This window comes from Herbaspirillum sp. 1130 (genome assembly GCF_017833835.1).
Taxonomy (GTDB): Bacteria; Pseudomonadota; Gammaproteobacteria; order Burkholderiales; family Burkholderiaceae_D; genus Herbaspirillum; species Herbaspirillum huttiense.
Window position 1 is genome coordinate 500227 of sequence record NZ_JAFICQ010000001.1, and the last position, 25845, is coordinate 526071.

A 25845-nucleotide genomic window follows, 5' to 3' on the forward strand; every position below is an offset into this window, starting at 1 on the left:
CCGTCCCGGAAGGAAACCGCATGGAACTCTCGATCACGGCCAGACAATCCTTGACCGCTCCCAGCCGTCCCGAGGCGGAGCATGATGCTGCCGCGCAGGCCTCGGCCCCCGGCGGCCCGTGGCCCGGCAGCGGTCCCAAGGGCAGGGTGGCCTTGCGCCAGGTCGGCAAGACCTACCTCTCATCGGCCGGCCCGGTGCAGGCCTTGCAGGACATCGACCTGGAGATTGCACCCGGCAGCATCTTCGGCATCATCGGCCGCAGCGGGGCCGGCAAATCCAGCCTGCTGCGCACCATCAACCGGCTGGAGACGCCCACCAGCGGGCGCATCGAAGTCGATGGGGTGGATATCGCGACCCTCGACGATGCGCAACTGGTGGAATTGCGCCGGCGCATCGGCATGATCTTCCAGCATTTCAACCTGCTCTCGGCCAAGACCGTCTTTGACAACATCGCCTTGCCGCTGCGCGTGGCCGGCGTGCCGCGCCAGCAGGTGGAGGGCAGGGTGCGTGAACTGCTGGCCCTGGTCGGTCTGCAGGACAAGGCAGAAACCTATCCGCGCCGCCTCTCGGGTGGCCAGAAGCAGCGTGTCGGCATTGCCCGCGCCCTGGCCAGCGGGCCCGAGATCCTGCTCTGCGACGAGGCCACCTCGGCGCTGGACCCGGAAACCACCCACGCCATCCTGCAACTGCTGCGCGACATCAACCGCAAGCTGGGCATCACGGTGATCCTGATCACGCATGAAATGAGCGTCATTCGCGAGATCGCCGACCAGGTGCTGGTCTTGGAGCAGGGGCGCATCGCCGAGCTGGGACCGGTGTGGCAGGTGTTCGGTAATCCCGCCCATCCAGCCACGCAAGCTTTGTTGGCGCCACTGCAGCAAGGCCTGCCGCCGGAACTGCTGGACCAGCTGCAGACCGTGCCGCCGTCCGGGCTGCATGAGCGCATTCTGCAATTGCAATACCGTGGCGGGGATGGCCTGGAGCCTGATCTGTTGCGCGTGGCGCAGGCGCTGGGCGGCAAGACGCGCTTGCTGCAGGCCAGCGTGGAGCGCATCCAGGGACATACCCACGGTCAGCTCTACATCGCCTTGGCCGACGTCACGGGATCACCAGACTGGCAGGCCCTGACGCAGGGACCCACGGCGATTGCGCATCACATCAAGGAGTTGGGATATGTCACTCGAACTTAGTCTTTCCATTCCCATCGAGCGCTACGGCAATGCGCTGGTCGATACGCTGCAGATGGTCGGCATCTCGGGCGCACTGGCGCTGGTGGCGGGCATTCCGCTGGCGGTGCTGCTGATCGTGACGGCGCCGGGCGGCTTCCTGGCCTCGCCGCGCGTGCACCGGGTATTGGGCAGCATCATCAATGGTTTTCGTGCCACGCCCTTCATCGTTCTGCTGGTGGCGCTGATTCCGCTCACGCGCCTGGTGGCGGGCACCACCATCGGCGTCTGGGCCGCCATCGTGCCGCTGGCCATCAGCGCCACGCCTTTCTTTGCGCGCATCGTCGAGGTGAGCTTGCGCGAGGTTGATCCTGGTCTGGTCGAAGCAGCGCAGGCACTGGGCTGCAAGAAATGGGACATCGTGCGGCATGTCTACCTGCCCGAAGCCTTGCCGGGGATCGTGGGTGGATTCACGATCACGCTGGTGGCCCTCATCAGCTCTTCGGCCATGGCCGGTGCCGTGGGCGCGGGCGGGCTGGGGGATCTGGCGATCCGCTATGGCTATCAGCGATTCGATACGCAGGTGATGGTGATCGTCATTGCGGTGCTGATTTTGCTGGTGTCGGTGGTGCAGCGGCTGGGGGATGGCTACGTGCGCTGGCTGCGGAACCGATGATAGCGGCCGGCAGAGCCCAGTAGCGGCTGGATCCGTGGCAGCGTACGCAGCAAAATATCGCTGAATTCATGCACCGGCAAGTTCGCAACAACCATCTCTTTGATACCATTGCCGACTGTTAACAAGCGGCGATACAACGGGGGAGGTTAGAACGATGCTTGACGGTTGCAGCAAGACCTTGGATGGCACAACGGCCAACGTGCCGCAGAACTGGAACGAACAGCTTGAGGCACTGCTCTCCCGCATCAACGGATTGCCGGAGGGGACGGTGCGCGCAGGACTGGTTGGCGACATGGTCTCTTATGTCCTCACAGGTGCGCCCCAGGCTGTCCTGCAAGAAGTCGGCCAGAACTCCAATGTGGCTGAACAGCTGAACGTAGTCGGCTACAGCGATGAACGGGAGCATGCAGTCGTCCTTCGTTTTTACGATGCTTTCGACACCCTGCCGGTGGAGGTCGCGTTGCGTTGGGCCAGGCTGCTGGAAGCTTGCGTGGTGTGGAACAACAGCAGGTTGTTTCTGAAATTGCCTGGCGAGGCGCATTGGCCGGAAGTCTTGCTCATGCACACTACCGGCCATGGCCTCAACGTCTGGTCGCCGCGGCGACCCCACAGCGCAGCGCTGTCGGCACCAACCATCGAAAAGCTGCTGATCGAAGCGGGAATCGCCCCGGCTGCACTGCTGGTGGCCTCATTTTCGGAGGCTTCTCTGGTGGGCTACTACGCCTACCAGCGCCACCTGCTCATCACTGACCTCAAGGACTACGGCATGTGGCTGGACCGCGAAGTCGAGTCCATCCGCCACTTGCTGGACGGCTCCGTTGCGCACCGCCTGCACTGCCTTTCCATGCTGGAAAGAGCCGAGGTTTCCACACTCCGGAGCCTGCTGCCGGAGCTGATGGCAATGGTCGCCTCGAGCAGCAAGCAGGTGAGATCGGCGGCGGACGTGGTGATCCGCCGTGTCGGCCTGCCGGCCTGCGCGGCTTTGCTTGACTTCGCCTGCCGTGGCAAGCCAGAGCAGCGGCTGCACGCATTGCGGCTGATGTACACCATTGCGTGCGAGCAGGAGGATGCACCCAGCCAGCAATTGGCACGGGATACTGCCGCCGCCGACAAGGCGGCTTCCGTCAACGCCTTGCTTGCTGAGTGGGACGATGAGCAGCAATCCGCTGCCAAGGCAAGCACACAAACCTTCGACTATGCGATGCCTGTCATTAAATGGCCGGTGGCGCTGACTCCGGTTCTTTCTGATCAGCTCGACGCCTTGTGGCAGACGATCACGGACTCCATGGTCACCGCCAACAAGCAGTCAATCCAGCATCACCAGCGGATGCAGGCTGCAGGGCACAACTTCCCGTTGCGTCAGATAACCCTCTATACGGAGGATGACCAGCGTGCGTTGCGCGCCTACCTGGCCTCGGAGAGCCCCATGCCGCCCGAGCACGACGATCGGCGCATGATCAATCATCACCATGTCGGTCCCGCGCTGCGGACACTGGTTGCCTCGGAGGAGATGACGCCAGCCGCATTGCTGAAAATGCTGTTGTTCTTTGACTTGGCTACCGACTCGGACGGCAAACTGAGCTCGGTAGCGTCGGGGGCCTTCAATGAGATGTACCGCACCAGCGGCCGGCCGACCCTCCTGGAGTTGTCGGGAATGCTCGAAGAAGCCGGACAGTCGGCCACCAGCGTTCTGTACACTTACTGCTCCGCCTGGGGCGATCCGATCGGCAGAGAATGGGACCATGGGGCCGTATGGCCATTCGTGGCCCGTCATCTGGAGACCGTGGTTCAGCTGCTGGCCGGAAGAGATGAGCCGTTCGGGTACTGGTTCAACCGTGATGGTCTGTTCCGTGCGATAGCGACTCTGCCGTTCCCACCGCCGCCATTGGTCAACGTGCTGTTCAGCCTGGCGCTCGGCACGGCCAAGACGCAACGCCAGGCGGCCCAGGTTGCGCTGGCAACCTTGCCGGACAAGGAAGCGCGTATCGTTTCCGCCTTGGCCGATGGCAAGGCAGATACCCGTGCGGTGGCGGCGCAATGGCTGGGCCGGCTAGGTTTTACAGGTGCCGTTGCGGCGCTGGAACTGGCGCTGAAGAAGGAGAAGAACGATCTTGCCAAGGGGGCCATGCTGGATGCATTGGAGGTATTGGGTCAGCCGGTCGACAAGTATCTGGACCGCACCGCACTGCTAGGCGATGCAACCAAGGCGCTGGGCAAGGGCTTGCCCAAGGAACTGGCCTGGTTCCCTTGGGCCGCCTTGCCGACAGTCCGCTGGGCCAATAACGGAGAGGCCGTCGATGGCGATCTGCTGCGCTGGATGATGGTACAGGCCGTCAAGCAGAAACAGTCTGAACCCAACACCTTGCTGCGCAAGCTGTGCGCGATGTTTGAGCAGCGCGACCGCGAGCGGCTTGGGCAATTCATCCTGGAGGCCTGGCTTGATGAAGACGTGCGTCCGATCGCGCCCGAGGATGCCATGGCGCTGGCGCAAGGCCAAGCACACTCGATGCACCATTACTTGAGCAATTATTCAAAAGGCCCGAATGCTCCCCAGCAGGTTCCGACGTTGGAGGAACTGGTAGCCAAGTATCTGCCAGCCTGCCTGCGCCAGCCGGCAGGCTCTGCCAGCGCCAGCCGGGGCTTGCTGGCCATTTCCGCAGTGTGCGCACGCGAAGGTGCCGCCGTCCCGGTATCGCGCTACCTGAAGGCCTGGTACGGCTCGCGTGCCAGCCAAGGCAAGGCGCTCATCGGTATGCTGGCGTGGATCGATCATCCTTCCGCGACCCAACTGATGCTCTCCATCGGAAGTCGTTTTCGTACCAAGAGCTTCCAGGATGAAGCCACCTCCCAAGCGAGCGCACTGGCCGAGCGCAAGGGCTGGACACTGTCCGAGCTGGCGGACCGGACCATACCCACGGCGGGATTCGACGAGAACGGCGAGATGGAATTGAATTATGGCCCGCGCAGCTTCGCCGCACACCTGCATGCAGACTTCAGGATCGAACTCTGCAACCAGGACGGGAAAAAGATCGCCGCCTTGCCGGAGCCGCGCCAGGACGATGATGCTGAGCTCGCCAAGGACGCCAGGAAGGCGTTGAGCGCGGCCAAGAAAGAGATCAAGAGCATCGTCAGCCTGCAGAGCGAGCGCCTGTATGAAGCGCTGTGTACAGAGCGAGAATGGTCGTTCGAAGACTGGAGCCTGTACTTGAACCGGCATCCGGTGGTGCGTCATCTGGCGCAGCGTCTGGTATGGGTCGAAGTGGGGAAGGAGGGCGCGCTGCGCACCTTCCGTCCGCTGGACGACGGTACCCTCACCGATGTTGATGATGAAGAACTGCAGTTCCGGGCGAACGCCCGCATTCGCATCGCCCATGACTGCCTGCTGACGCCGGATCAGATAGCGCGCTGGCAGCAGCATCTGTCCGATTACGAGATCGTGCCGCTGTTCCAGCAGATGGGCAAGGGCATCTACATCCCGCCGGCAGAGGTCAGCAACAATCAATGCATCACGGATTTTGAGGGCCACCTGATCGAATCGTTTGCGCTGCGCGGCCGCTCGCTCAAGCTGGGCTATCTGCGCGGGGCGACCGAGGATGGTGGATGGTTCTACAGTTACGAAAAGCGCTTCCCGACCCTGGGTCTGCAGGCCGTGATCACGTTTACCGGGAATCCGCTCCCAGAAGAAAATCGTACCGTGGCGCTGTTGAACCTGTCGTTTTCCAGCACGGCGAGCAGATCGGGTTGGCAGCGCGCGGGCCTGCCTTTGCATACGGTACCCAAGATCCTGCTGTCCGAGTGCTACAACGACTTGCGGGTGATTGCTTCCGAAGGGAGCGGTTTCGATCCTGAATGGAAAAAGAAGAGCGAGTACTGACATGAACTTCGTACATGAGTCCATCCTGCGCGCTCCAGCCGAGCAGGTGTATGCGGCACAACTTGCCCTGCTGGCCGAACGGGATACAGGTCCAAGGCCCAGCGGCTGGAAGCTCTCCCCCAGGGCGGTGCGCGCGTTCATCCTGGGTGACGAAAAGTTCGGCATCAAGCGCAAGTTCTACGGCGATGATGCGCTGGTTGACCGCTGTATCGTCACCCTGATGAGCGACCGAGGCCTGCTCCTGGTGGGAGAGCCGGGCACGGCGAAATCGATGTTGTCGGAGCTGTTGTCGGCCGCCGTGTCGGGCAACTCCGCCTGCGTGATTCAGGGCACGGCGGGTACTACAGAAGACCAGATCAAGTATTCCTGGAACTATGCGCTCCTGCTGGCTGAAGGGCCGACGCCGCGCGCGCTGGTGCGCGGACCGGTTTATCAGGCCATGCAAAGCGGTGGTGTGTGCCGCTTCGAGGAAGTCACACGGGTGCAGCCCGAGATCCAGGACAGCCTCATTGGCGTGCTCTCGGACAAGGTGCTGCATGTGCCCGAACTGGATGGCGAGGCCGCGCTGATCTTTGCCGCACGCGGCTTCAATGTGCTGGCCACCGCCAACATCCGCGACCGGGGCGTGCATGAGATGTCCAGCGCGCTCAAGCGCCGTTTCAACTTCGAGACGGTGCGACCGATCAATGACCGCAAGCTGGAAATCCAGCTGGTACGAGAACGTACCGAAGCGCTGCTCAAGCACGCCCAGGTGGACGTCGAGCTGACACCGGATGTGGTGGAACTGCTGGTCACCGCGTTCCACGATCTGCGCGCCGGGGTCACCAGTGAAGGCGTGGTGGTGGAGAAGCCCAGTGCCGTAATGTCCTCCGCCGAGGCGGTATCGGTCGGCTTCGCGGCGTGTCTGGACGCGCATTATTTCGGCGACGGCCTGGTTGGCGGAGAGCATATTGCGCGGCAGTTGATCGGTACGGTGCTCAAGGACAATGTGGACGACGGCAAGAAGCTGCGGCATTACTTCGATGTGGTGGTCAAGCCCCGTGCCGAGCGCCAGCCGCAATGGCGGCGCGTGCTTGAGGCGCGCCGCGAACTGGACCGCTGATCGGCCCCGGATGCTGCCGATTTCCGACCACGTGCGCGCATTGGGCGCACAGCTTTTCTCGGATGAGCTGGTGGTGTTCCCGGTGCGGCACCACAGCCCCGTGTGCGCATGGCATTTGCAACAGCTGCTTGAGCAGATCCGGCCATCGGTGGTGCTGGTAGAGGGCCCGCGTTCATTCACAGCGCTGTTGCCCCAGCTGGTGGATTCTCGGGCACGCATGCCGCTGGCCATCTACACGTATGCGGTGCGGCGCGCGAAGGGCGACGAACCTCCCCCACGGCGGGCCGCCTATTATCCTTTCTGCGATCATTCGCCCGAGCTAGTGGCGGCGCGCGCTGCCAGCAGGCAGGGCATCCCGGTCCGTTTCATGGACCTGGATTTTTCCGAACAGATACTGTTGACCCCTGCAATCCAGCCCGAGGGTACACACGCCGAGTCACTGCTGGAAGAGCGACATTACCGCCGCAGCCATTATCTGAGCGCCTTGGCAGAGCGGCTGGGGTGCCGCGACCATGAGGAACTTTGGGAACACCTGTTTGAGATACCGGGTACGACGCGCACTGTGCAAGAACATGTCACGACCATGGTCGCCTACTGCCACCTCGCCCGCGGCGAATATGGCGATCAGGAGTTGCAGGCCGAAGGAAATCTGGCGCGCGAAGCGGAAATGGCATGGCACATTCGCGAAGCGCTTGCTACGAGGCAGCCGGGAGCGGGGCCGGTACTTGCCGTGATGGGCGGATTTCATGCTGTTGTAATGCCGGACCTGTTGCGGCGAGGGGAGGAGGGAGCGCCGCGGCCGTCGCTATCGCTATTGCGCCAGGACATTGCAGATGAGGCCTCTGCGCTGATCCGTTACAGCTTTGACCGGCTCGACCGGCTCAACGGCTATTGCGCCGGCATGACATCGCCGGCCTGGCAACATCAGGTCTGGGAGGGCATGCGCAAAGCCAGTCAGTTGGCGTCGCGCCCGTTGGTAAAAGTACGCCACGACGTGGCCCTCCACGTGCTGTTTGACGTCGCCGCCAGATTGCGGCAGCAGCATGGGATGCGTTTGCCCACGCCCACGCTGGCGGCGGCCTACGAGCACGTTGTCAGGCTAACCCGGTTGCGCGGTCGCCCAGCACCCGCACGGGAAGATGTGATGGATGCGGTCACGAGCTGCTTCGTCAAAGGCGACACCGATGCTGAGGGAGCGCAGGTGTTTGCTGCTGCGGGACATGTTCTGAGCGGCGACGCCATGGGACAGGTACCGCCCAACGCCGGAATGCCGCCGCTGGTCCAAGACTTTCACTACAGAGCACGGCGCCAACGGCTGAAAATCGACGACGTAACCTCCCGACGCCTGCTGCTCGACATCTATCGAAGGCCCGAACACCGGACGACCAGCCGGCTGCTGCATGGCCTGGCCTTTCTCGGGATACCGCTGGCGGCGCGCACCGGCGGCCCGGATTTCGTCAATGGGATCGGGCTCGAACGCCTGCACGAGCAATGGCAATACGCTTACTCGGCCGCGACCGAAGCGACGCTGGTGGAAGCTTCAGTCTACGGTGTGACCGTTCCAATGGCCGTGGCCAACCGATTCCTGGCAAAGGTAGCGCAACTGGAAGCCGACAGTGGCCAGCACAGTGCACGCGCCGGCGCCGCACTACTGACGCAGGCCTGCGTGCTGGGCCTGCATGATCACGTACCGCGCGTTGTGGCCCTGTTGCGGCGGCAAGTCGGGGCGGATCCTGCGTTCGATTCCGTGGTGGCGGCGGCGGGTAGTCTCTGCCTGTTGACCGAATCCCGCGAACCGCTGGAGGCACGCGAAGTGGAGGGCTTGCCCGACCTGCTGCAGGCCGCCTATGCCCGCGCCATCTACCTCGGCCGCGAACTTGACGGGCACCACAGTACGGCAGGAGACAGCATGCAGGCGCTGGCAAGGCTGCGCGAGTTGCTGGCCAGCCGCGCGGGCGACGCCTTGGATGCCAGCCTGTACTGGGCCATGGTTGTCGGCTTGCACGCTGGCCATGACTCCACGCTGATATGCGGTGCCGCAGCCGGTCTGTTGTTTGCCGCGGGCCGCCTTACCGATGCCGGCCTGGGGACGGTCTTGCGGGGCCATCTGCGTGGAATGGCACCGCCGCACGCGGCGGTAGGCTTCCTGCGCGGCTTGTTCCATACGGCGCGCGAAGTTGCGTGGCAGCAGGAAGGCGTGCTGCAGGTACTGGATCATTTGTTGGCAGAATGGGACGATGAAGCGTTCATCGCCAACCTGCCGGAGCTGCGCCTGGCCTTCACCGAGATGACTCCGAAGGAGACGGGACGGATCGCCGAATCCGTGGCCCGGCTTCATGGGCAGGACTACCTCGGTCGACTGACCCACCACGATCTGAGCGCAGCGGATGTACAGGCTCATCTTGTATTGTCGCAGAGCATGGAAGAGATCCTCCGCAACGACGGTCTGCAAGGATGGATGACGTAATGAGCGAACCCGACAACACACTTGCACGCTGGCGCTTGATACTCGGCAAGTATGCCGAGAAAGGCTTGCCACACACCATCCAGTCAGCCCACGCCGCCCGGCTTGATGCCGCGCTGGAATTCCTGTACAGCCGGGAGTATCTCGGGCGAGGAGTGCGTGGCGAACACGGAGCCGCCTCGCTGGAAGCGTCGCAGCCAAGCTTGGTGACCTGGTTAGGGGAGGTCCGCGAGCTGTTCCCGAACGACGCCGTCGAAGTCATCGAGAAACATGCACTGGAGCGCTATGGCCTGACGGAGCTGCTGACAGATCCCCGGACGCTGGAGCGGTTGGAGCCCAACCAGCAGCTGCTGCATACGCTGTTGACCTTGCGTGGCTACCTCAAGGATGAGGTCTTGCAGGTAGCCCGACGCATCATCAGGCAGGTCATTGAGGAGATTCGTGCCAGGCTCGAATCGGAGGTCCGCATGGCCTTGGCCGGGCGGCTTAACCCTTTGCGGCATTCGCCCATGGCGATGGCGCAGAACTTCGATGTGATGGGCACCATTCGTCGCAACCTGAAGCACTACGACACCCGACGCCAGCAGATCGTGATCGAACAGCTGCGGTTTTTCGAACGCAACAACCGGCGGTTACCCTGGGACGTCATCCTGTGCGTGGACCAGAGCGGCAGCATGGCCGACTCGGTCATCCACAGTGCTGTCATGGCAGGCATTCTGGCCGGCCTGCCTGCGTTTCGGGTCAAGATCGTGGTATTTGATACCAACGTCGTGGATTTGTCGGGCTACGTTGACGATCCGCTCGAGGTCTTGATGCGGGTTCAGCTCGGGGGCGGTACTCATATTGCCCAAGCAGTCCGCTATTGCAGTCAGTTGGTAGAGAATCCGCATCGCACGGTCTTTGTACTGGTGAGCGACTTCTGCGAAGGTGCGCCGCCAAGTGAACTTCTGCGCGAGGTGGCCAAACTGGCCGAAGCGCGCGTGAAAACCCTCGGCCTGGCGGCGCTGGACGGGCAGGCTCACCCGGCCTACGACCGCCAGATGGCAGAGCGGCTGGCGGCCTGCGGGATGGAGATCGCCGCACTGACGCCGCAACGGCTCGCGCATTGGCTGGTCAAGGTGATTTCATGAGCCACTTTTTGTCGCAGTTGCAGAGCCAGTTGCAACGCTTTGACGACGAGGCGTTGGCGGCGCTGGCCAATCGCGGGCTGCTGCGGCGCGCCCACAAAGACCTGGAGAAGCTGACGCTCCGCATCTCGGAAGAAAGCGCTGCCGAGCTTGTCTTGAGCGCCGGTGAACACCGGATCCGTTTCGATACCCGCGGCCCCGCCCACGCTCAATGCAGTTGCCCGGCCAGCGGTATCTGCCAACACATCCTCGCTGCGGTGATCGCTCTGCAGAGGATGACTCCGGCTGCGGACGCCAGTCCAGTTACGGAGCACAATCGCGAACAGAAGAGCGGAGAGGGCGCAGATGCAGCCGAGGCCACCTCTGATGAACCGCTTGCTCCCTTGCATGCCGCACTGCTGCACATCACTCCCTCCGACATGACACGCCATGGCGGAACCCGCGCTTACCGATGGGCGCTGCAATTCGTGCATGATCTGGACGCGCAGTCTGACCCGAAAATCAGTGGCAGCAAATACGTCGTGATCCGTTTCGCACATCCGCGGGTGGAGTTCAGGTACCTGGGCGGCGGGCTGGACAACCTGATAGCGGACGTCAACCTGCCTTCCCGCGAGAAGTACCAGATTGCAGCAGTGCTGGCGTATCAACGCGCGCATGGGGCCGAGCTGCCCGCACCGTTCTCGCACGATCTGCCCAAGACCGGCACGGCGGCCCTCAACCTGAGCAAGGAGCATGCCCTGCCGGATGCTGCCGGCGAGCAGGCAGCAGCGCGACAGCGCTTGCGAGAGAGTCTGCAGCAATTGATTGAGGAATCGGTCAGTCTCGGTCTGGCGCATTTGTCCCGAGGCATACAGGAGCGGTTTTCTACACTGGCGGTGTGGGCCCAGGGGGTGCAATACCATCGGCTGGCCTTGCTGATCCGCGGGCTGGCAGACCATGTAGAGATGCTGCTGGTCGGAGCGGGCGGTGCGGATGAACATCGATTGCTTGACGAGTTGGCACTGGCCTATGGGCTTGCCAACGCCCTCGGCAGTGCGGCCACTGAGGGCGGTGCACCGACGCATTTGATCGGGCGTGCCCGCAGTCAGTATGCACAGGGCGGCCCAGTCGAACTGCTGGGCCTCGGCGCCTGGCCATGGCGCTCCGCTTCGGGTTATGTGGGTCTGTCGATATTCTTCTGGTCGCCGCAGGATGGTGTTTTTCTCTGCTGCAGTGACGCGCGGCCGGAAACACAGCGTCGTTTCAATCCGCGTGAGCGCTATCGGGCATCGGGCCCTTGGGCGGGTATTAGTGCACCGGCCCAGTTGACCGGCTGCCGGGCCTCGGTTACCGGAGCTCACTTCAATGCCCAGGGACGGATTTCAACAGGACAGGGCTGCAGTGCGTCGGTATTGCCGCCCGTCGGCGCAGCCCACTTCGCAGCGACCTTGCCGGTCTGCGACGACTGGTCGGTCTTGATTGCGGCGCGCGGGCAGCGCGGGGGCAGCTTGTTGGCCGAGTCGCAACCAATGAGGGATTGGGTCGTCTTGCGGCCCGCGCGCTATAGTTCGGCCACGTTCGACACGACGCGCCAGACACTGAATTGGCCTGTTTTCGATCAAGAGGATCGTATGCTTGATGTTGAACTGGTCTACAGCGACATGGCCGCACACGCCATCGCACGCATCGAGCAGATGGAGCCTGACCAACTGCCACCCGGCACGCTGCTGGTAGCGAAGTTGCGTAACGACCGGGCACGCCTGACTGCCGAGCCGCTCAGCCTGATCTACCCTGATGCCGGGATTGGCCAGACTGTGGTCGATGCTCTGCACTTTGATGATCCGGTCGACGCCAACGAACCGTTGCGTGCCCGGATACGGCACCCGCAACACTACCCTGCTGTTCAGGACGCCCATGAAGTCATCGCTAACGGCGCGCCATCTCGGGTCCCGAGGGCGTTGCGCGACGTTCGGGAATGGGCACAGCGGCAAGCAGAATCCGGTCTTGCACCGGAAACAGGTCGGCAAGCACTGGCGCGGATCAGTGTGCTTGACCAGAGAGCAGAGGCTGGTGGCATGACACTGTTTTCGAAGCTTGCGCCGGAGGTGAATCCTGCGAGACGTTTGCTGCGCATGCATTACCTCTGCATGCAGTACGAGCGGCTTTTGGAGAGTGAGTTGGGTGACGGAGACCTTGGTGGGCGGACAAGATGAACCTCCAACCGAGTACTGCCCCTTTTCATGAGCGCGAGCTCCAGCTCAGCCAGGCAAGCTCGCCACGATGAACATGCGCTGGAACGGCAGCAATGTGCTGCCGTCTGCGCTGGGCGGGTAAGCCTGTTGCATGCGGCGCGCATATTCGGTGCGGAAGGCCTGCAATTGATCGCCTTCCAATTTCTCGAGATAGGGACGCAGGCTGCTGCCGCTGGCCCATTCCAGTACCGGGTCCGCGCCCGTGAGGATGTGCAGGTAGCTCGTTTGCCAGATGTCCAGCGTCGCCACGCGCGGGCGCAGCAGGTCGTAATAGCGGCCCACCTCCAGGACATTGCGCCGTTCCGACACCTCGCCCAGCACATCGGCATAGGCGGGTGACCTCGCCAGCTCCACCTGCGCGCGCCGCAACGGCGCGTCATGCATGACCGGCATCTGCACCGCCAGGCAACCGCCAGGATTGAGGAAGGACAGCAGCCGCGGGAACAGCTGCGCATGATCGGGCAGCCACTGCAGGGTCGCATTGGTGTAGATCAGGTCCAGTTTGTGCTCGGGCACCCAATGATTCAGATCGGCAGCGACGAACCTGGCCTGCGGCACGTTCAGGCGCGCCTTGGCCAGCATGTCATCGGAGCCATCCACGCCCAGCACCTCGGCCCGTGGCCAGCGCTGCTGCAGCAGTGCGGTCAGGTTGCCGGTGCCGCACCCCAGGTCGAGGATGCGCGCGGGGTTCTGCGTGGGCAGATGCAACATCAGGTCCAGGGCCGGGCGCAGGCGTTCGCCGCCGAAACGCAAATACTGGCTGACGTCCCATTGAACCTGGGCTTGTATGGATTCTGGAGAGGTTTGCATGGATTGCTCCTGTGGCGAAGGTTGATTCTGGCTGAGCAGTCTGCCTCGCCTGGCTTGCAGATGAGCGGCACCGGCTTGGCTGACCTCTATCCGGGCCACGCCGCCAGATGCATGGACGCGTGCCAGATAGCCTCGCGCATTGGCGTCTTCCCAGACCGGCAAGCGAGGGCATGAGGTTCGCCAAGTATCTATCACTTCGCTGTAAGGCCGTCCATCGGCTCCTATCCATTCGAGAAGATCAAGGATGAGCGGCTCGACGGCGTCGCTTGCGGCCGGTTCTTCATGACCTGGCTGCGCGTCCGATAGGGTGATGTTCATGATCTGGCTCCCTTAGGGCTGACTTGAGGCTGTATCTTGAGCGCTGCCGGAGAAGCAGTAAAATGAAATTATCTGAAAGATTAATAAGTTTTACTCATGAAAATCGACATCCTCGGTGTACAGGCGTTTGTCGCGATTGCCGATCACGGCAGCTTTCAGGGCGCGGCTGGCGCCTTGCACGTGACGCAGACGGCGGTGACGCTGCGCTTGCGCAAGCTGGAGGATTTTCTGGGAGTGACCTTGATGGAGCGGACCACGCGCTCCCTTGCGCTCACCGAAATCGGACAGGACTTCCTGCCCCAGGCCCGGCGGCTGCTGGACGAGCTGGCGGGCGCGCTGGTGGAGATCCGGGAAACCGGGATGGCGCGGCGTGGCGACGTCTGCATCGCCTGTGTGCCCACCGTGGGTGTGCAGTACCTGCCACGCATCCTCCAGGCGTATTCCGCGCGCTATCCGCACAACCGCATCAAGATTCTCGATCACGCCTCTTCAGCCGTGGCCGATGCGGTGCTGCGCCGCGAAGCCGAATTCGGCATCAACATGGCCAGGGAACATCATCCCGAGCTGGCAAGCGTTCCATTGACCACGGACCGGTACGTGCTGATCTGCCACCACACCCATCCATTGGCCAAACGCCGCCGGGCCACCTGGGCGCAGCTCAAGCCGTATCCGCTGATCTTTGCAGGGGAGGTGAGCGGCAATCGCACCTTGCTCGATCCGGTGCTGGACGCCAACCGCCTCGCCTTGCGTTCTTTCTATGAAGTGCAGCGCAGCTCAACGGCGATGGGACTGGTGGCGCAGGGGGTGGGCATCGCCGTGGTGCCGGGGCTGGCCGTGCAGGAGGGAGCCTATCCTGATGTGCGCACGATCCAGCTGGTCGAGCCTGTGGTGTCCCGCAGTCTGGTGCTGATCACACGCAAGTCGGCGCACCTCTCGCCGGCGGCACAGGCGCTCTACGACATGATCCTGACAAAAGAAAGCAAGAACTGACAGGTCAATACGCTACATGTCTGAGGCCAACTCGATAATCACGTCGCGTAGCCAGCGATGTCCGCCATGGGCGTGGTTACGTTCGTGCCACAGCATGCCGACGGGAAATCCCGGGACCGGGAAAGGGCATTCGACAACGGTCAGGTTTTCCTGCCGATCGAGCACCAGCCGCTCCGGCACCAGCGCCACGACATCGGATCGCGAAACCAGGTCCGGCACAATCAGAAACGAGGCTGCCGAGAGCACCACGCGACGCTGGTACCCGAGGGCGTTCAATCCATCATCCACAGCCGTGCTGAAACCGCCGCCATCGAGCGAGACGACGACGTGTTCAAGCTGCGCGAACTGCGCCACGGAGAGCTTGCGCCTCAGCTTCGGATGTCGATGCCTTCCGATGAGCACATAACGTTCGTCAAACAAATGCCGGTAGCGCAGGCTTTGCGGCGCATGATCCGGCGTCATCAGCGCCAGATCGACGTCGCCTGCGGCCATCTGTGCTTCGAGTTGGGGCGGGTCAAGATGGCGCAGCGCGATGCGGATGCCCGGCGCGTGCTGCCGCAATACCATGCAGAGCGTTTGTATGACGCATGCCTGCACATAGTCGGTACTGGCGATGGAGACACTCATCTGCGCGCTCATGGGATGGAACTGGCTATGTTGCGCGACCGTGGATCGCACTTGATCCAGCGCCTGCCGCAAGGGTTCCAGCAGATCAAGCGCTTTTGCCGTCGCGGTCATGCCACGGTGGGAAGGAATCAACAGCGGATCCTCGAACAGTTCGCGCAGTCGATTGAGTTGCGCGCTGACAGCCGGCTGGCTCAAATGCAGCCGCTCAGCTGCCTTGGTAACGTTCTGCTCTGCAAGCAGCGTTTCCAGCGTGACCAGGAGATTCAAATCCAGGCGTTTTTTGCTATCCATAGAATGGATGGTAGCAGCAAAGATTCATGATTTCACTGATACCTGCGACTGGCCCACACTGGCTCCGTTTTCATTGCATCTGAAAGGAAGGCTGGCCATGCATTCGCACGACCGCAAAAAAATACTGATCGTCCACGCCCATCCGGAAAAGACCTCGCTGACGCACCATCTGGCCGAGGTGGCATCGAGGACCTTGCGCGATCAAGGCCATGAGGTCCTGCACTCGGACCTGTATGCCATGGGGTGGAAGAGTGCATTGGATGCCCAGGATTTCCCTGTCCGCCAACATTCCGATCGTCTTTCTATCATCGCCGAGTCCGAGCATGCCTTTGCACATGGCTGCCAGACGTCCGACGTGGCGGAAGAACAGCGCAAGCTGTTGGCTGCCGATGCGCTGATCCTGCAATTTCCGCTCTGGTGGTTCAGCATGCCGGCGATCATGAAAGGCTGGATCGACCGGGTGTGGGCTTATGGGCTGGCCTACGGCTATCGCGGCGCGGGCAATGCCTACCGATACGGGGAAGGCGGGTTGGCCGGAAAGCGTGCGTTGCTTTCGGTGTGTGTGGGAGGGCCGGAAGTGGATTATTCACCCCGGGGCATCAACGGACCTCTGGAGCAGCTGCTTTTCCCGATCACCCATGGCAGCTTGTTTTTTCCGGGGATGGAGGTCTTGCCGACCTTTGCGGTATATGGCGCAGGGCATTTGAACGAGGCCCGACTGGCTACAGCTGAAGATGCCTTACGTTTGCGGTTGGCGGGACTGTTCCGGGACAAGCCGATTCCTTTCCGCACGCAAAACGGGGGAGATTATCCGGATGCTCATGTTCTGGCGGAGCATATCGCCCCGGGACAGAGCGGCCTGGCGGCGCATGTCGAGGAAGTCGGGCTTGGTTGAGACATCGGGACCATAGCGCTTAGAAGGAAAGTTTGCCGGGGTAAGGTATCGGGTTGTCCCACGCACTACCTTCCTTTAGGCGCACCCTTACGAAGCTTTCCTTCCTAAATGTTGCTGATCCAAAATAGAAAGTCGGAGCGATAAAGGAATAATTGGTACTTTCAAAATCTCCAATTCCAGTGAAAGAACCATCCTCCTTTTCCAGATCTTGACTAGCTCCTATTTTTGATTGAAATGTCAGATTTGTGGCCTATAGTAAAACTATGTTCGCCCCTTGCGAGGCCGCGATTGTTGATTTGCTCGCAGATTTGACCCTCTCCATTTGACCCACCTTCCACCGCCTACCAAAGGCGGCCACACGGTCATACGACCCTTCATATCCCAGTTCTTTTAGATCCAGGAACATCTGTTTCAGGGTTCTTCGTTGCTTTCGAGATTTAACGGACTCAGCGCTCAGCCAAGCGGAGAGCCTGGGAGCAAACTCATCAAGAGAGCTCGGTGAATGCCTTGCTGGGTATGCTGGTTCGATCGCGTCCGACCGGATATAACGGCGAACCGTATTGCGGGAGATGTCCAGGCGGCGGGCGATTTCCCGGATTGAGATATGGTCTCTAATGTACCAGCGTCGAATAATTCCAAGTAGGGCCACGTTTATCACTCCGTTCTCCCGCTCGCTGTCATGAGCAGGATTGTGGTCTAAACATGGGTCAACTTAGGATGCAAATTTCCTGAGAAAGTGGGTCAGATTTAAATGCAATTCAACACTGTGACTGTTAAATTTATTTTTCCAGACAAGCTTCCTTTAACGCTTCTCATCGGAGCGGATATGTCCTTGAGTTTCTTCCGTTGAGTATTGAATTGAAATTTGATAATCATCTCGCCTTCGTCCTTAGGCAAGAGCCGAGCGTAATTCATGTCGTGAGTCTCACCATTTTGCGGGAGACCGGCTAGGAAATTTTAGGTAGCAGCGTCGCATCTTCAGTCAACCTGTAGCATACGTGTCATTGCTCACCCGTCGCTGAAGGGCTATACAAAGGAAATGGAAAAATTGCTTATACAACCGATGTAGTGGCAAGAACGATTCCCACTTTGCGCTTCGTAGATCATAAGCTGGGGAGGGTGGGAACGAAGGATGGAAAGGGCGGACGGTTCAGTCTCCCCCCTTAGTTTTTCCAAAGATTGAGCATCGCCGCAGCCAGCCTTAGGAAACTATTCTGCGCTAGCTCAACGGCTATCTTGTCCTTGAGTTTCTTCCGCTGAGTATTGAAAGCTACCTCCTGAGAAGCGCGGATGGGTCAAGGTTGATCTAGAAATTTTTCCGCTTGCCGCGCAAGTTGTGCTTCGAAACGACCCGGTTATTTATAAACGAGCTAAGAATCATGGTTGACAGTCCCAACTGGTTTGGGCAGGAGCGATCTCACAGGGCGTTTCGCAATGCGCGCCTTACCCGTCTAAAGTAGAAATTTCCGGCCATCATTGGAGCTGTCGTACTGGCTCCTGGCTTGCCCGGCGGAAGCCCCATTCGCCGGCATCCGGTCGGTACAACGCATAGATCTCAGTAATTCCCTTAATGGTCCACGTACGCAGATAGTCGCTGATGCCCGTAATGTGAATCTTGCGCAGCGCCTCGGTCGCACATTGGCTCACGGCGCATTCGGAGTGATTTTCGAGCGCACCGATCAGCTGGGCATAATTCTCGCCCCCTATACGGCCCCACCAATACTGGACAAAGGCCGGAATATCGGTTCCGATACGCATCTGGCGCGGGCCATGTCGCCGCTGGCGCATATCGAACTGCACCGGCAGCAAGGGCGTCACGAGCGATTGGCTGTCATCGGCGAGCAAGTCGTTGCTCTCGGAGGCATAGTACCCCAGCGACAGCATGAGCCGCTGTTGTTGTTCCGGTATCGCTGCCAGCACGACGGAAAGGTCAATACGTTCCAGGCGTTCTCGCTGCCATCTGCCTCCGCCGCTCGCCGCCAGATGCTGGCAATAGATTTCCGCATCCAGTGCCGAGGCGAAGGTGAGTACGCCGGCTTCCTGCCCGAGCCGGACGATGAAGGTTTGCTTCATGGGCGGCTGATGAGGAGCGGTCTCGGCCTCCAGCGTCAGGCCCCAAAGAGAAAAGGGTGAATGCTTCGCGGACACGTTAGGATCTCCCATGATCGATCGGGATGCGAGGATGAGAAAGCATGTCCGGGAATCCCGTCTTGTCTTGACAAGGCGTACCGCTTTCGCCGAGATCAGCGAAGGCGGACTGTTCTGGGTGGCAAGGTTCGGCAGCGCGGTTCCACGCCTACGCAACGCAGCGCCAGGGTCCGGTACCGCAGTGAGCGCAGGATGCCGGTGCTGGGGTTGCTTGCCATGCGGGCATGCCGCTGGCCGCGTCGCCTACGCATCGAGCGCAGCAAGGAGTGAACATGCATGGGCAGGTGCATGCTCATGATCACGCCATCTTCAAAGCCCGCGCCGTGTCATCCAGCGTCAGCGCGAGCTTGTCGATCAGTTCGTCCATTTCGGCAAGACTGGCCACCAGCGCCGGCGCAAGGATGATGCGTGCGCCGGAAGTGCGCACGATCAGTCCATGGTGCTGCGCCCGCTGCATGCAATACAGCCCCACCGCATTTTCGTTGGCAAAGCGCTGCTTGCCCTGCTTTTTCGGGGCCAGCTGCAGGGCGGCTACCGCGCCGGTTCCTTCAATACCGTTGACCAGTACATGGTCGCCCAGCCGGCTGCGCAGTTGGGCCTGCAGATACGGCCCGGTGCAGCTGGCCAGTCGCGCCAGGACACCGCCTTGGTCCAGCAGTGACAAGGTCGCTAGCGCGACCGCTGCGGCAACCGGATGCCCCTGGTAGGTGAAGCCATGAGCAAACACGCCACCACGCTCGGCCAATGTCTCGCCGACGCGCTCGGAGAGCAGCAATCCGCCCATGGGCACATAGCCGGAAGTGAGGCCCTTGGCGATGGTGATCAGGTCGGGCTGGAACCCGAAATGCTGATGCGCAAACCAATGACCGGTCCGTCCGAAGCCACCGATCACCTCATCGGCGCACAGCAAAACGTCATGGCGTTGGCAGATGCGCTGTATCTCGGGCCAATAGCTGGCGGGCGGGAAGATCATGCCACCGGCGCCCTGAAAGGGCTCCGCCACGAATGCCGCCACGTTGTCCGCACCGAGTTCAATGATCTTGCGCTCCAGGGCTTGCGCTGCATGCAACCCAAACTCGGTCTGGCCCAGCGAACCGTCATAGCCGAACCAGAAGGGCTGCTCAATGTGCGCGACCTCCGGCAGCAGGCTTGCACCCAGCGCGTGCATCATCTTCATGCCGCCCAGGGAGGCGCTGCCAACCGTCGAACCGTGATAGGCATTGTGACGCCCGATGATGACGCGCTTGCCGGCGCGGCCGGCGAGTTCCCAGTAGCGGCGGACGACCTTGATGAGCGTCTCGTTGGCCTCGGAGCCCGAGTTGCAATACAGCACGCGGCTGTAACAGGCCGGCAGCAGCTCGAACAATCGGGCAGACAGCTCGGCTACGGCAGGGTGGGTGGTGTTGAAGAACTGGCTGCAGTAGGACAAGGTCGTCATCTGCCTGGCGGCCGCGTCCACCAGCTCTTGCCGCCCGTAGCCGAGGGTGGTACACCACAGGCCGGACATGGCATCGAGCAAGCGATGGCCCTGCTCGTCCCAGACATGCAGGCCCTGCCCGCGTACGATGACGCGTGCATGCTCGGGTTGAAGGAACTTGTGATCCTCGAAGGGCAACAGATGTCGCGCCAGATGAATGGCCCGATAGTCTCTTTGCTCCAGTACGCGACCGACGATATGGTTCATGGTTTTTGTCAGCAGAAGTTTGCCTCGGGGAGCGCCAACGGAGCAGAGCGTGCCGTGGCGGACCATTTCTCGTTGAGTGGCATCGCAGCGCCGGCGGTTCCCCCACCGGCAGGATCCCGACCGCAGGAGTCAACATGAAAGCCATCGTGACCGGCCACAGCCGTGGTCTTGGGGCGGCCATCGCCGCCGAATTGATGCAACGCGAGATTGCGGTATTGGGGCTGGCGCGTGGCCGCAATGACGCGCTGGCCCGGCACTGGCCCGGGTTGTTGCATGAACAGGCGATCGATCTGGCCGATCCCCGGCAACTGGGCAGCTGGCTAGACAGTGGCATATTGGCGGCCTTTTTCGCAGATCAGGGGCAGGTGCTGCTGATCAACAACGCTGCCACGATCGAACCCAGCGCTGCGTTGCCATTCCAGTGCGCCCATGACGTCGCCCAGGCTGTCATGCTCAATGTCGGCTCGGCCCTCATGCTGTCGGCCAGGGTGGCGACACTTGTGCAAGCCCGCCCCGGATGCACTTGCCGCATCCTGCATCTGTCCAGTGGTGCTGGTCGCCACGCTTATCCTGGGTGGTCGGTATACGGCGCGAGCAAGGCCGCGCTGGACCAGCATGCACGCGCGGTCGCGCAGGATGCCTTGCCGTGGCTGCGCATCTGCAGCTTGGCCCCCGGGGTGGTCGATACCGACATGCAGGCGCAACTGCGGGAGCTTCCCGCCGAGCGATTTCCTTTGCGGGAACTGTTTCTTAGCCTGCGGGCGCAGGGGCAACTGGCGGAACCGGCTACCTGTGCGCGGCATCTGGTGGAGTTTCTTCTGGCTGAAGCGTTCGGGCAGCAGCCGGTGGCAAGCCTGGCTTGAGCGCCGCCAGGGCGTATAGGCTGGCGATCTCAGGCAGGGCGGTAGCCATGGCCGGACAGAGGGATGACCGTCACGCCGCACGGTCCGAAGCGATCGCAAGCTGCCGCCGCCGCGTCGCCGCTGCTGTGAGCAAGTTCCATGTAGGTATAGGCTTGTTCGGCCGTTCTTACCCGGACTGCAAATTTTCTCATCTGAGCGTCTCCTCCCGGATTGCGCCATCGGCTGTCACGGTCTGCATGCCTGGCCACGGTCAGTGGCGATGGCGCGCCAGTTGGTTCGCCAAGCAGATGCACCGCCATGCCACAGACTTGTATTGTTTCCGTCAGGGAAACAGTGTATCGTTTTGCTCTTGATCTTCCGTTTCATCGGGCAGGTTACGGACCAGGTGCCAGAAGCCGTGACCTGATTCGCCTGGGCGGGCGACCGCCATCCGCTATTTCTGCGAAAATGGCCAACCCGTGGGGCGGGACCAGGCGCTGGCGAAGGTCTCGTGACGATCGCGTTGAACAACAAGGAAACTGATTTATGAGTTACACCGTCGATGCCGTCAGCAAGGCGATAGAGCTGCTGTTTCTGGTGGCTGAAGAAGGGGGGCATGGCGTGACCGAGCTGGCCAAGCGCTCCGGCAATACCAAGGCGCGAGCCTTCCGGCTGCTCACTACGCTGGAGGAGCGCGGTCTGGTACGGCGTCAGTTGCCCATGGCGACCTACAGCCTCGGCTATCGTGCGCTGATTCTGGGAACCGCCGCGCAGGGCCAGTTGAGCCTGGTCAGCGTGGCCCGTGACATCCTTCAGGATATCGGAAACGAATGCAACGAGAGCGTCCTGGTCAGGGTGCGCGACGGCATGGATACGGTCTGCGTGGCGTGGTGGGATGCACCGCATGCGATCCGGGTTCACAGCCAGTTGGGTGATCGTCGTCCCTTGTTTGCAGGGGCTTCCGGCAAGCTCTTGCTGGCCTATGCGCCGGCCGATGTGCAGGCCGAGATCCTCTCCGGCAAGCTGGAGAAATTCACCCCGAACACCATCATCAAGCAGACCGATCTCAAGAAGGAACTCAAGAAGATCCTGGCGGAGGGCTTCAGCATTTCCCATTCCGAAAAGACGGCGGACATGGTGGCGGTCGCTGCTCCGGTGCGCGATTCCCAAGGCAATGTGGTGGCGTCGCTGTCCATGACGGCGCCATCGAGCCGCGTTCCCAAAGAGAAACTGGACAAGTACGTCAAGATCATCACCCAGTCCGCCGCCCGTTTCTCCCAACTGCTCGGTTACGTCGACGCGCTGGCCTGAGAAACACAGGCCTTATCTGTATAGCTTTCAAGCCGGACTGCTCGCGCGATGAGTCGAGTCCTCCCGGGAGACGTTCCCGGTCCGGCCTGGAACGCCTCTTGGTCCTTCATTGATACGCATGCAGCAGCGATCTGAGCTTGCGCCGTGCATGAAACATTCGGGTCTTGATGGTATTGACCGGACATCTCATGGTGTGTGCGATCTCGTCGTAGGCCATGCCGTGGTAGTAGGTCAGGGCGATCACATTACGCTGCTCCAGCGATAGCTCCCCCAGCGCGTTTTCCAGCAATTTCCTCATTTGCAGATGGTTCATCTGCTGCTCCGGCTCAGGCATGTCGCTGAGTTCATCTTCGTCGACCAAGATCTCTGTCTTTTGCCGCAAGCTGCGCAGTGCTTTGAGACCTTGGCGATAGGCGATCGAAAACACCCAGGTCGAGACTTTGCAGGTCTGGTTGTAGGTGTGCGCTTTCTGCCATACCACCAACATGGTGTCGTTGATGATCTCATCTATGAGGTGGGGGTGGGCGGTGAAGCGACGTAGGAACGCGGTCAGCCGCGGACCATACTGTTTATATAATTTCTCGAAAGCGAGCACATCGCCCTTGGCGATGCTCGCCATCAAGCCAGCGTCGTCTGCGGCCAGATCGGCGTCCGGTACGCGGCGCTGTTGCCTCTTTTTCGGCATGTCGTGTTGCATCTCGCTTTCCTTGTACTCAGGTGTCAATAGGCTGGCATGCATGGCCTGAGGTAGTCATCGACGCAATGTACGGAGCACGCCAGCGCTCTTCGTTCAATGAAACACCCGCTTCAGCCAACATTGAAGCCGGGTATGGTCTCGTTTTGGGCAAAGTCGCCTGCCGGCGCATCTTCCGGTGTATTTTCTGCACCTGAATAGTCACTTCTGTTTCACATGATAATACCGTATATTTTTTGATGAAACATCGTTGACGATCTCAATACAGCTGTTTAACATATCGCCTATCGTTACATTGGTTTGCTTAGTGAGACGTTGGGGTGATGTTTCTATTATCGACAATCTGGTATCAAGGGAGAGAGATGTGAAGAAATCCGCAATTGGACTGGCCTGCCTGGGCATCGTGGGGACCGCCTGTGCGCAAAGCTCGGTGGAGATTTACGGCATTGCCACGGCTGGTCTGGGCTATGTCGACAAAGTGGCTACCACCGGTACCAGCACAGGTAACCGCGTGGGCATCGATTCGGGTCAGTACACGCAGTCGCGTCTCGGCTTCCGTGGTGCCGAGGATCTGGGTGGCGGAAACAAGGCCGAATTCGTCATTGAAGGCGGCTTTACGCTGGATAACGGCGCCTCCACGCAGAATGGTGCCACCTTCGGTCGCCGCACCACGGTGGGTCTGTCGGGAAACTACGGTGATGTGCAGTTGGGTCGCCGCAAGGATTACACCGATTTCATCGCCAATCAGTATTCCACCGCATCGCGCATGCTGCCCTTCACCGGCAAGGCGCATGGCAACAATCTGGATCGTGCCACTGGCGAACGTGCCAACAACATGATCTACTACACCACGCCGAACTTCGGTGGCTTCCAGGCGAATTTCACTTACGCCTTCGGCGAAACGGTCGGCTCCAACAGCACCGGTCAGTCGCTGGGACTGGGTGCCAACTATGACAATGGCCCGTTCGGCATCGGCTTCGCCTATTGGCAGTCGAAGAAGGCGGCGACCGTCGGCTCGGCCACCACCAATACCAGCAGTGATCAGGGCGCGGCCACCAACGCCGGCTGCAATACTTCCACCTTGGGCAATGCAGGCGACACCTGCACCAAGGTCTGGATGCTGGGCAGCAATTACGATATCGGTCCGGTGACCCTGCGCGGTACTTATTCGCTGGTCAAGCAGCCGCTGGTCAACGCCTCGTCGGGTACTGCGGTCAACTTTGTACGTACAGCGACCGCCACCAGCGGCGTGGCGGCATTCACTGCGGGCGGCATCAACAATTCGCGTGCTGATATCTATGACGTCGGTGCCGACTACAAGTTGGGTAACTGGGTCTTCAAGGGCAGCGTGATCCATTCCCGTTACGACTTCGTGGGTGCATCCAACAAGGGCAAGCTCACCACGCTGGTGCTGGGTGCCGACTACAACTTGTCCAAGCGCAGCCTGCTGTATGCGATGGTGGCCAACATGCGGGCCTCCGACATGTACAGCCCGGGCCTGACCAGCAATGGCGCGCCGGGCGCGGACAAGTCGCAGAATGCCCTGGCGCTGGGCATCCTGCATCGCTTCTAAGGTTCCGTTTTTCTTGAGGTGTCTCCTCTTTGCCAATCTCGCTTGCGGGATTGGCTTTTTTCTGGAACGTCGGCCTGCCTATGCAGCGCCGGAGAACCGCGCTGGACTCCTGCCGAGACATCAGAGTCATGACTGATTACACAATCGATGCAGTTGAAGAGACGCTGGGGCTGCTCCTGCTGGTGGCGAAATGTCCCGGCCTGGGTGTGACGGAGTTGTCGCTACGCTCGGGGATGACCAAGGCGCGGGCGTTCCGCATGCTCTATACGCTAGAGAAGAGTGGTCTGGTATGTCGTGATCACCAGGCACCTGTCTATTGCCTGGGCCACAATGCCTTGTACCTGGGGGTGGAGGCCGAAGGTCAGATCAGTCTGGCCCGACTGGGCAAGAAATATCTGCGTCAGATCGGTACTACCTGCCAGGAAACCGTACAGATGCGCATTCGCGATGGTCTGGAATCGGTCTGCATTGCACGCTGGGAATCCGTAGAGCCGGTCAGCGCTCCGTGCGAGCCAGGTAACCGGCGACCGCTCTATGCGGGAGCGTCAGGCAAGGTACTGCTGGCTTATGCTCCGCGGGAGATTCAGGATCATATCCTGCGCACAGAACGCAAGCGCTTTACCGGGGCCACGCTGGTCAATCGCAGCAGCCTCAAGCAGGCGCTGGCCAAGGTCCTGCAGGCGGGGCATGCGGTCTCCTACGGTGAGATGTCGGTCGATTCGGTGGCCATTGCAGCGCCTGTCTTCAATGCCAATGCCGAGGTGATGGCCACCATCAGCGTGGCCGGCCCGGCCAGCCGTATCGGTGGCGAGGAGGTCGCGACAATGGCAGGCATGCTGCGAACGGCGGCGCGCCAATTGTCAATGAATCTGGGATATCGTTGAGCGCCGGACGAAATATCCATGTGCTCACCTGGCGGCCGCTGGTAAGGATGGTTGATGCGAGCGACAACGAGGCGAAGCCGTCATGAAATAAGCGGGCGCGCCAATACGGTTCTTGTGTTCTGCCTCTGGCCGGACGCA

18 protein-coding genes and 1 pseudogene are annotated in these 25845 nt (G+C 61.1%); 13 read left to right on the forward strand and 6 right to left on the reverse strand.

Going from position 1 to position 25845, the window contains the following annotated elements; translation table 11 throughout:
• The first annotated feature begins 20 nt into the window (after positions 1-20).
• The 7 genes from JOD78_RS02290 (at position 21) to JOD78_RS02320 (ending at position 12601) form a co-directional block, all read left to right on the forward strand.
• The gene (locus JOD78_RS02290; protein ID WP_134136304.1) at positions 21-1190 is read left to right on the forward strand and encodes an ATP-binding cassette domain-containing protein; all 1170 of its coding nucleotides are present in this window, start codon (positions 21-23) and stop codon (positions 1188-1190) included.
• Complete coding sequence (locus JOD78_RS02295; protein ID WP_121040234.1) at positions 1174-1842, forward strand: methionine ABC transporter permease; 669 nt, start codon at positions 1174-1176, stop codon at positions 1840-1842. Before JOD78_RS02290 ends, JOD78_RS02295 begins: the two co-directional genes overlap by 17 nt.
• A gap of 154 nt (positions 1843-1996) precedes the next feature.
• Positions 1997-5716: a DUF4132 domain-containing protein gene (locus tag JOD78_RS02300; RefSeq protein ID WP_134136305.1), complete on the forward strand. Its 3720-nt coding sequence runs from the start codon at positions 1997-1999 to the stop codon at positions 5714-5716.
• A gap of 1 nt (position 5717) precedes the next feature.
• Complete coding sequence (locus JOD78_RS02305; protein ID WP_121040238.1) at positions 5718-6818, forward strand: AAA family ATPase; 1101 nt, start codon at positions 5718-5720, stop codon at positions 6816-6818.
• Positions 6819-6828: 10 nt separating this feature from the next.
• On the forward strand, positions 6829-9285 hold the full coding sequence (locus tag JOD78_RS02310) for a DUF5682 family protein (RefSeq protein ID WP_134136307.1): 2457 nt from the start codon (positions 6829-6831) through the stop codon (positions 9283-9285).
• On the forward strand, positions 9285-10412 hold the full coding sequence (locus tag JOD78_RS02315; RefSeq protein WP_121040384.1) for a VWA domain-containing protein: 1128 nt from the start codon (positions 9285-9287) through the stop codon (positions 10410-10412). Before JOD78_RS02310 ends, JOD78_RS02315 begins: the two co-directional genes overlap by 1 nt.
• Positions 10409-12601 (forward strand): SWIM zinc finger family protein, encoded by a 2193-nt coding sequence (locus JOD78_RS02320; protein WP_209568965.1) that lies wholly within the window; start codon positions 10409-10411, stop codon positions 12599-12601. Before JOD78_RS02315 ends, JOD78_RS02320 begins: the two co-directional genes overlap by 4 nt.
• A 45-nt stretch (positions 12602-12646) precedes the next feature.
• Here JOD78_RS02320 and JOD78_RS02325 read toward each other — a convergent pair whose 3' ends face one another.
• A complete protein-coding gene (locus JOD78_RS02325) occupies positions 12647-13450 on the reverse strand; it encodes a methyltransferase domain-containing protein (RefSeq protein ID WP_121040244.1) in 804 nt (267 codons plus the stop codon).
• 414 nt (positions 13451-13864) lie between these two features.
• Here JOD78_RS02325 and JOD78_RS02330 point away from each other — a divergent pair, with 414 nt between their 5' ends.
• On the forward strand, positions 13865-14758 hold the full coding sequence (locus JOD78_RS02330) for a LysR family transcriptional regulator (RefSeq protein ID WP_121040245.1): 894 nt from the start codon (positions 13865-13867) through the stop codon (positions 14756-14758).
• Positions 14759-14770: 12 nt separating this feature from the next.
• On the opposite strand, the gene JOD78_RS02335 is transcribed toward JOD78_RS02330, so the two are convergent.
• Positions 14771-15676, reverse strand: coding sequence for a LysR family transcriptional regulator (locus JOD78_RS02335; protein ID WP_121040247.1), 906 nt, complete (start codon positions 15674-15676; stop codon positions 14771-14773).
• 97 nt (positions 15677-15773) lie between these two features.
• On the opposite strand from JOD78_RS02335, the gene JOD78_RS02340 reads away from it, so the two are divergent.
• Positions 15774-16571, forward strand: coding sequence for an NAD(P)H-dependent oxidoreductase (locus tag JOD78_RS02340; protein WP_209568964.1), 798 nt, complete (start codon positions 15774-15776; stop codon positions 16569-16571).
• Positions 16572-16905: 334 nt separating this feature from the next.
• On the opposite strand, the pseudogene JOD78_RS02345 reads toward JOD78_RS02340, so the two are convergent.
• From JOD78_RS02345 to JOD78_RS02355, 3 genes and pseudogenes are all read right to left on the reverse strand, one after another.
• Positions 16906-17229, reverse strand: a pseudogene (locus tag JOD78_RS02345) (helix-turn-helix domain-containing protein); the annotation flags it as partial.
• An 815-nt stretch (positions 17230-18044) separates the two neighbouring features.
• On the reverse strand, positions 18045-18644 hold the full coding sequence (locus tag JOD78_RS02350; protein ID WP_209568959.1) for a hypothetical protein: 600 nt from the start codon (positions 18642-18644) through the stop codon (positions 18045-18047).
• 373 nt (positions 18645-19017) lie between these two features.
• Complete coding sequence (locus JOD78_RS02355) at positions 19018-20403, reverse strand: aminotransferase (protein WP_209568957.1); 1386 nt, start codon at positions 20401-20403, stop codon at positions 19018-19020.
• 134 nt (positions 20404-20537) lie between these two features.
• Between JOD78_RS02355 and JOD78_RS02360 the strand changes: the two genes are divergently transcribed.
• Positions 20538-21266, forward strand: a complete 729-nt coding sequence (locus JOD78_RS02360) for an SDR family oxidoreductase (RefSeq protein ID WP_209568955.1) — start codon at positions 20538-20540, stop codon at positions 21264-21266.
• Positions 21267-21791: 525 nt separating this feature from the next.
• On the forward strand, positions 21792-22556 hold the full coding sequence (locus tag JOD78_RS02365) for an IclR family transcriptional regulator (protein WP_204725508.1): 765 nt from the start codon (positions 21792-21794) through the stop codon (positions 22554-22556).
• A gap of 106 nt (positions 22557-22662) precedes the next feature.
• Here JOD78_RS02365 and JOD78_RS02370 read toward each other — a convergent pair whose 3' ends face one another.
• Entirely contained in the window at positions 22663-23253 is a 591-nt protein-coding gene (locus tag JOD78_RS02370) for a sigma-70 family RNA polymerase sigma factor (protein WP_204725509.1), read from the reverse strand.
• 361 nt (positions 23254-23614) lie between these two features.
• On the opposite strand from JOD78_RS02370, the gene JOD78_RS02375 reads away from it, so the two are divergent.
• Together JOD78_RS02375 and JOD78_RS02380 are read left to right on the forward strand one after the other, a co-directional pair.
• A complete protein-coding gene (locus JOD78_RS02375) occupies positions 23615-24823 on the forward strand; it encodes a porin (RefSeq protein ID WP_209568953.1) in 1209 nt (402 codons plus the stop codon).
• A 128-nt stretch (positions 24824-24951) separates the two neighbouring features.
• Positions 24952-25707: an IclR family transcriptional regulator gene (locus JOD78_RS02380; RefSeq protein WP_204725511.1), complete on the forward strand. Its 756-nt coding sequence runs from the start codon at positions 24952-24954 to the stop codon at positions 25705-25707.
• Positions 25708-25845 lie beyond the last annotated feature (138 nt).

Excerpts from the sequence above, each read along its gene's own strand:
- JOD78_RS02290 (WP_134136304.1), top strand. The coding sequence starts at position 21 with ATGGAACTCTCGATCACGGCCAGACAATCCTTGACCGCTCCCAGCCGT.
- JOD78_RS02295 (WP_121040234.1), top strand. The coding sequence starts at position 1,174 with ATGTCACTCGAACTTAGTCTTTCCATTCCCATCGAGCGCTACGGCAAT.
- JOD78_RS02300 (WP_134136305.1), top strand. The coding sequence starts at position 1,997 with ATGCTTGACGGTTGCAGCAAGACCTTGGATGGCACAACGGCCAACGTG.
- JOD78_RS02305 (WP_121040238.1), top strand. The coding sequence starts at position 5,718 with ATGAACTTCGTACATGAGTCCATCCTGCGCGCTCCAGCCGAGCAGGTG.
- JOD78_RS02310 (WP_134136307.1), top strand. The coding sequence starts at position 6,829 with ATGCTGCCGATTTCCGACCACGTGCGCGCATTGGGCGCACAGCTTTTC.
- JOD78_RS02315 (WP_121040384.1), top strand. The coding sequence starts at position 9,285 with ATGAGCGAACCCGACAACACACTTGCACGCTGGCGCTTGATACTCGGC.
- JOD78_RS02320 (WP_209568965.1), top strand. The coding sequence starts at position 10,409 with ATGAGCCACTTTTTGTCGCAGTTGCAGAGCCAGTTGCAACGCTTTGAC.
- JOD78_RS02325 (WP_121040244.1), bottom strand. The coding sequence starts at position 13,450 with ATGCAAACCTCTCCAGAATCCATACAAGCCCAGGTTCAATGGGACGTC.
- JOD78_RS02330 (WP_121040245.1), top strand. The coding sequence starts at position 13,865 with ATGAAAATCGACATCCTCGGTGTACAGGCGTTTGTCGCGATTGCCGAT.
- JOD78_RS02335 (WP_121040247.1), bottom strand. The coding sequence starts at position 15,676 with ATGGATAGCAAAAAACGCCTGGATTTGAATCTCCTGGTCACGCTGGAA.
- JOD78_RS02340 (WP_209568964.1), top strand. The coding sequence starts at position 15,774 with ATGCATTCGCACGACCGCAAAAAAATACTGATCGTCCACGCCCATCCG.
- JOD78_RS02350 (WP_209568959.1), bottom strand. The coding sequence starts at position 18,644 with ATGAAGCAAACCTTCATCGTCCGGCTCGGGCAGGAAGCCGGCGTACTC.
- JOD78_RS02355 (WP_209568957.1), bottom strand. The coding sequence starts at position 20,403 with ATGAACCATATCGTCGGTCGCGTACTGGAGCAAAGAGACTATCGGGCC.
- JOD78_RS02360 (WP_209568955.1), top strand. The coding sequence starts at position 20,538 with ATGAAAGCCATCGTGACCGGCCACAGCCGTGGTCTTGGGGCGGCCATC.
- JOD78_RS02365 (WP_204725508.1), top strand. The coding sequence starts at position 21,792 with ATGAGTTACACCGTCGATGCCGTCAGCAAGGCGATAGAGCTGCTGTTT.
- JOD78_RS02370 (WP_204725509.1), bottom strand. The coding sequence starts at position 23,253 with ATGCAACACGACATGCCGAAAAAGAGGCAACAGCGCCGCGTACCGGAC.
- JOD78_RS02380 (WP_204725511.1), top strand. The coding sequence starts at position 24,952 with ATGACTGATTACACAATCGATGCAGTTGAAGAGACGCTGGGGCTGCTC.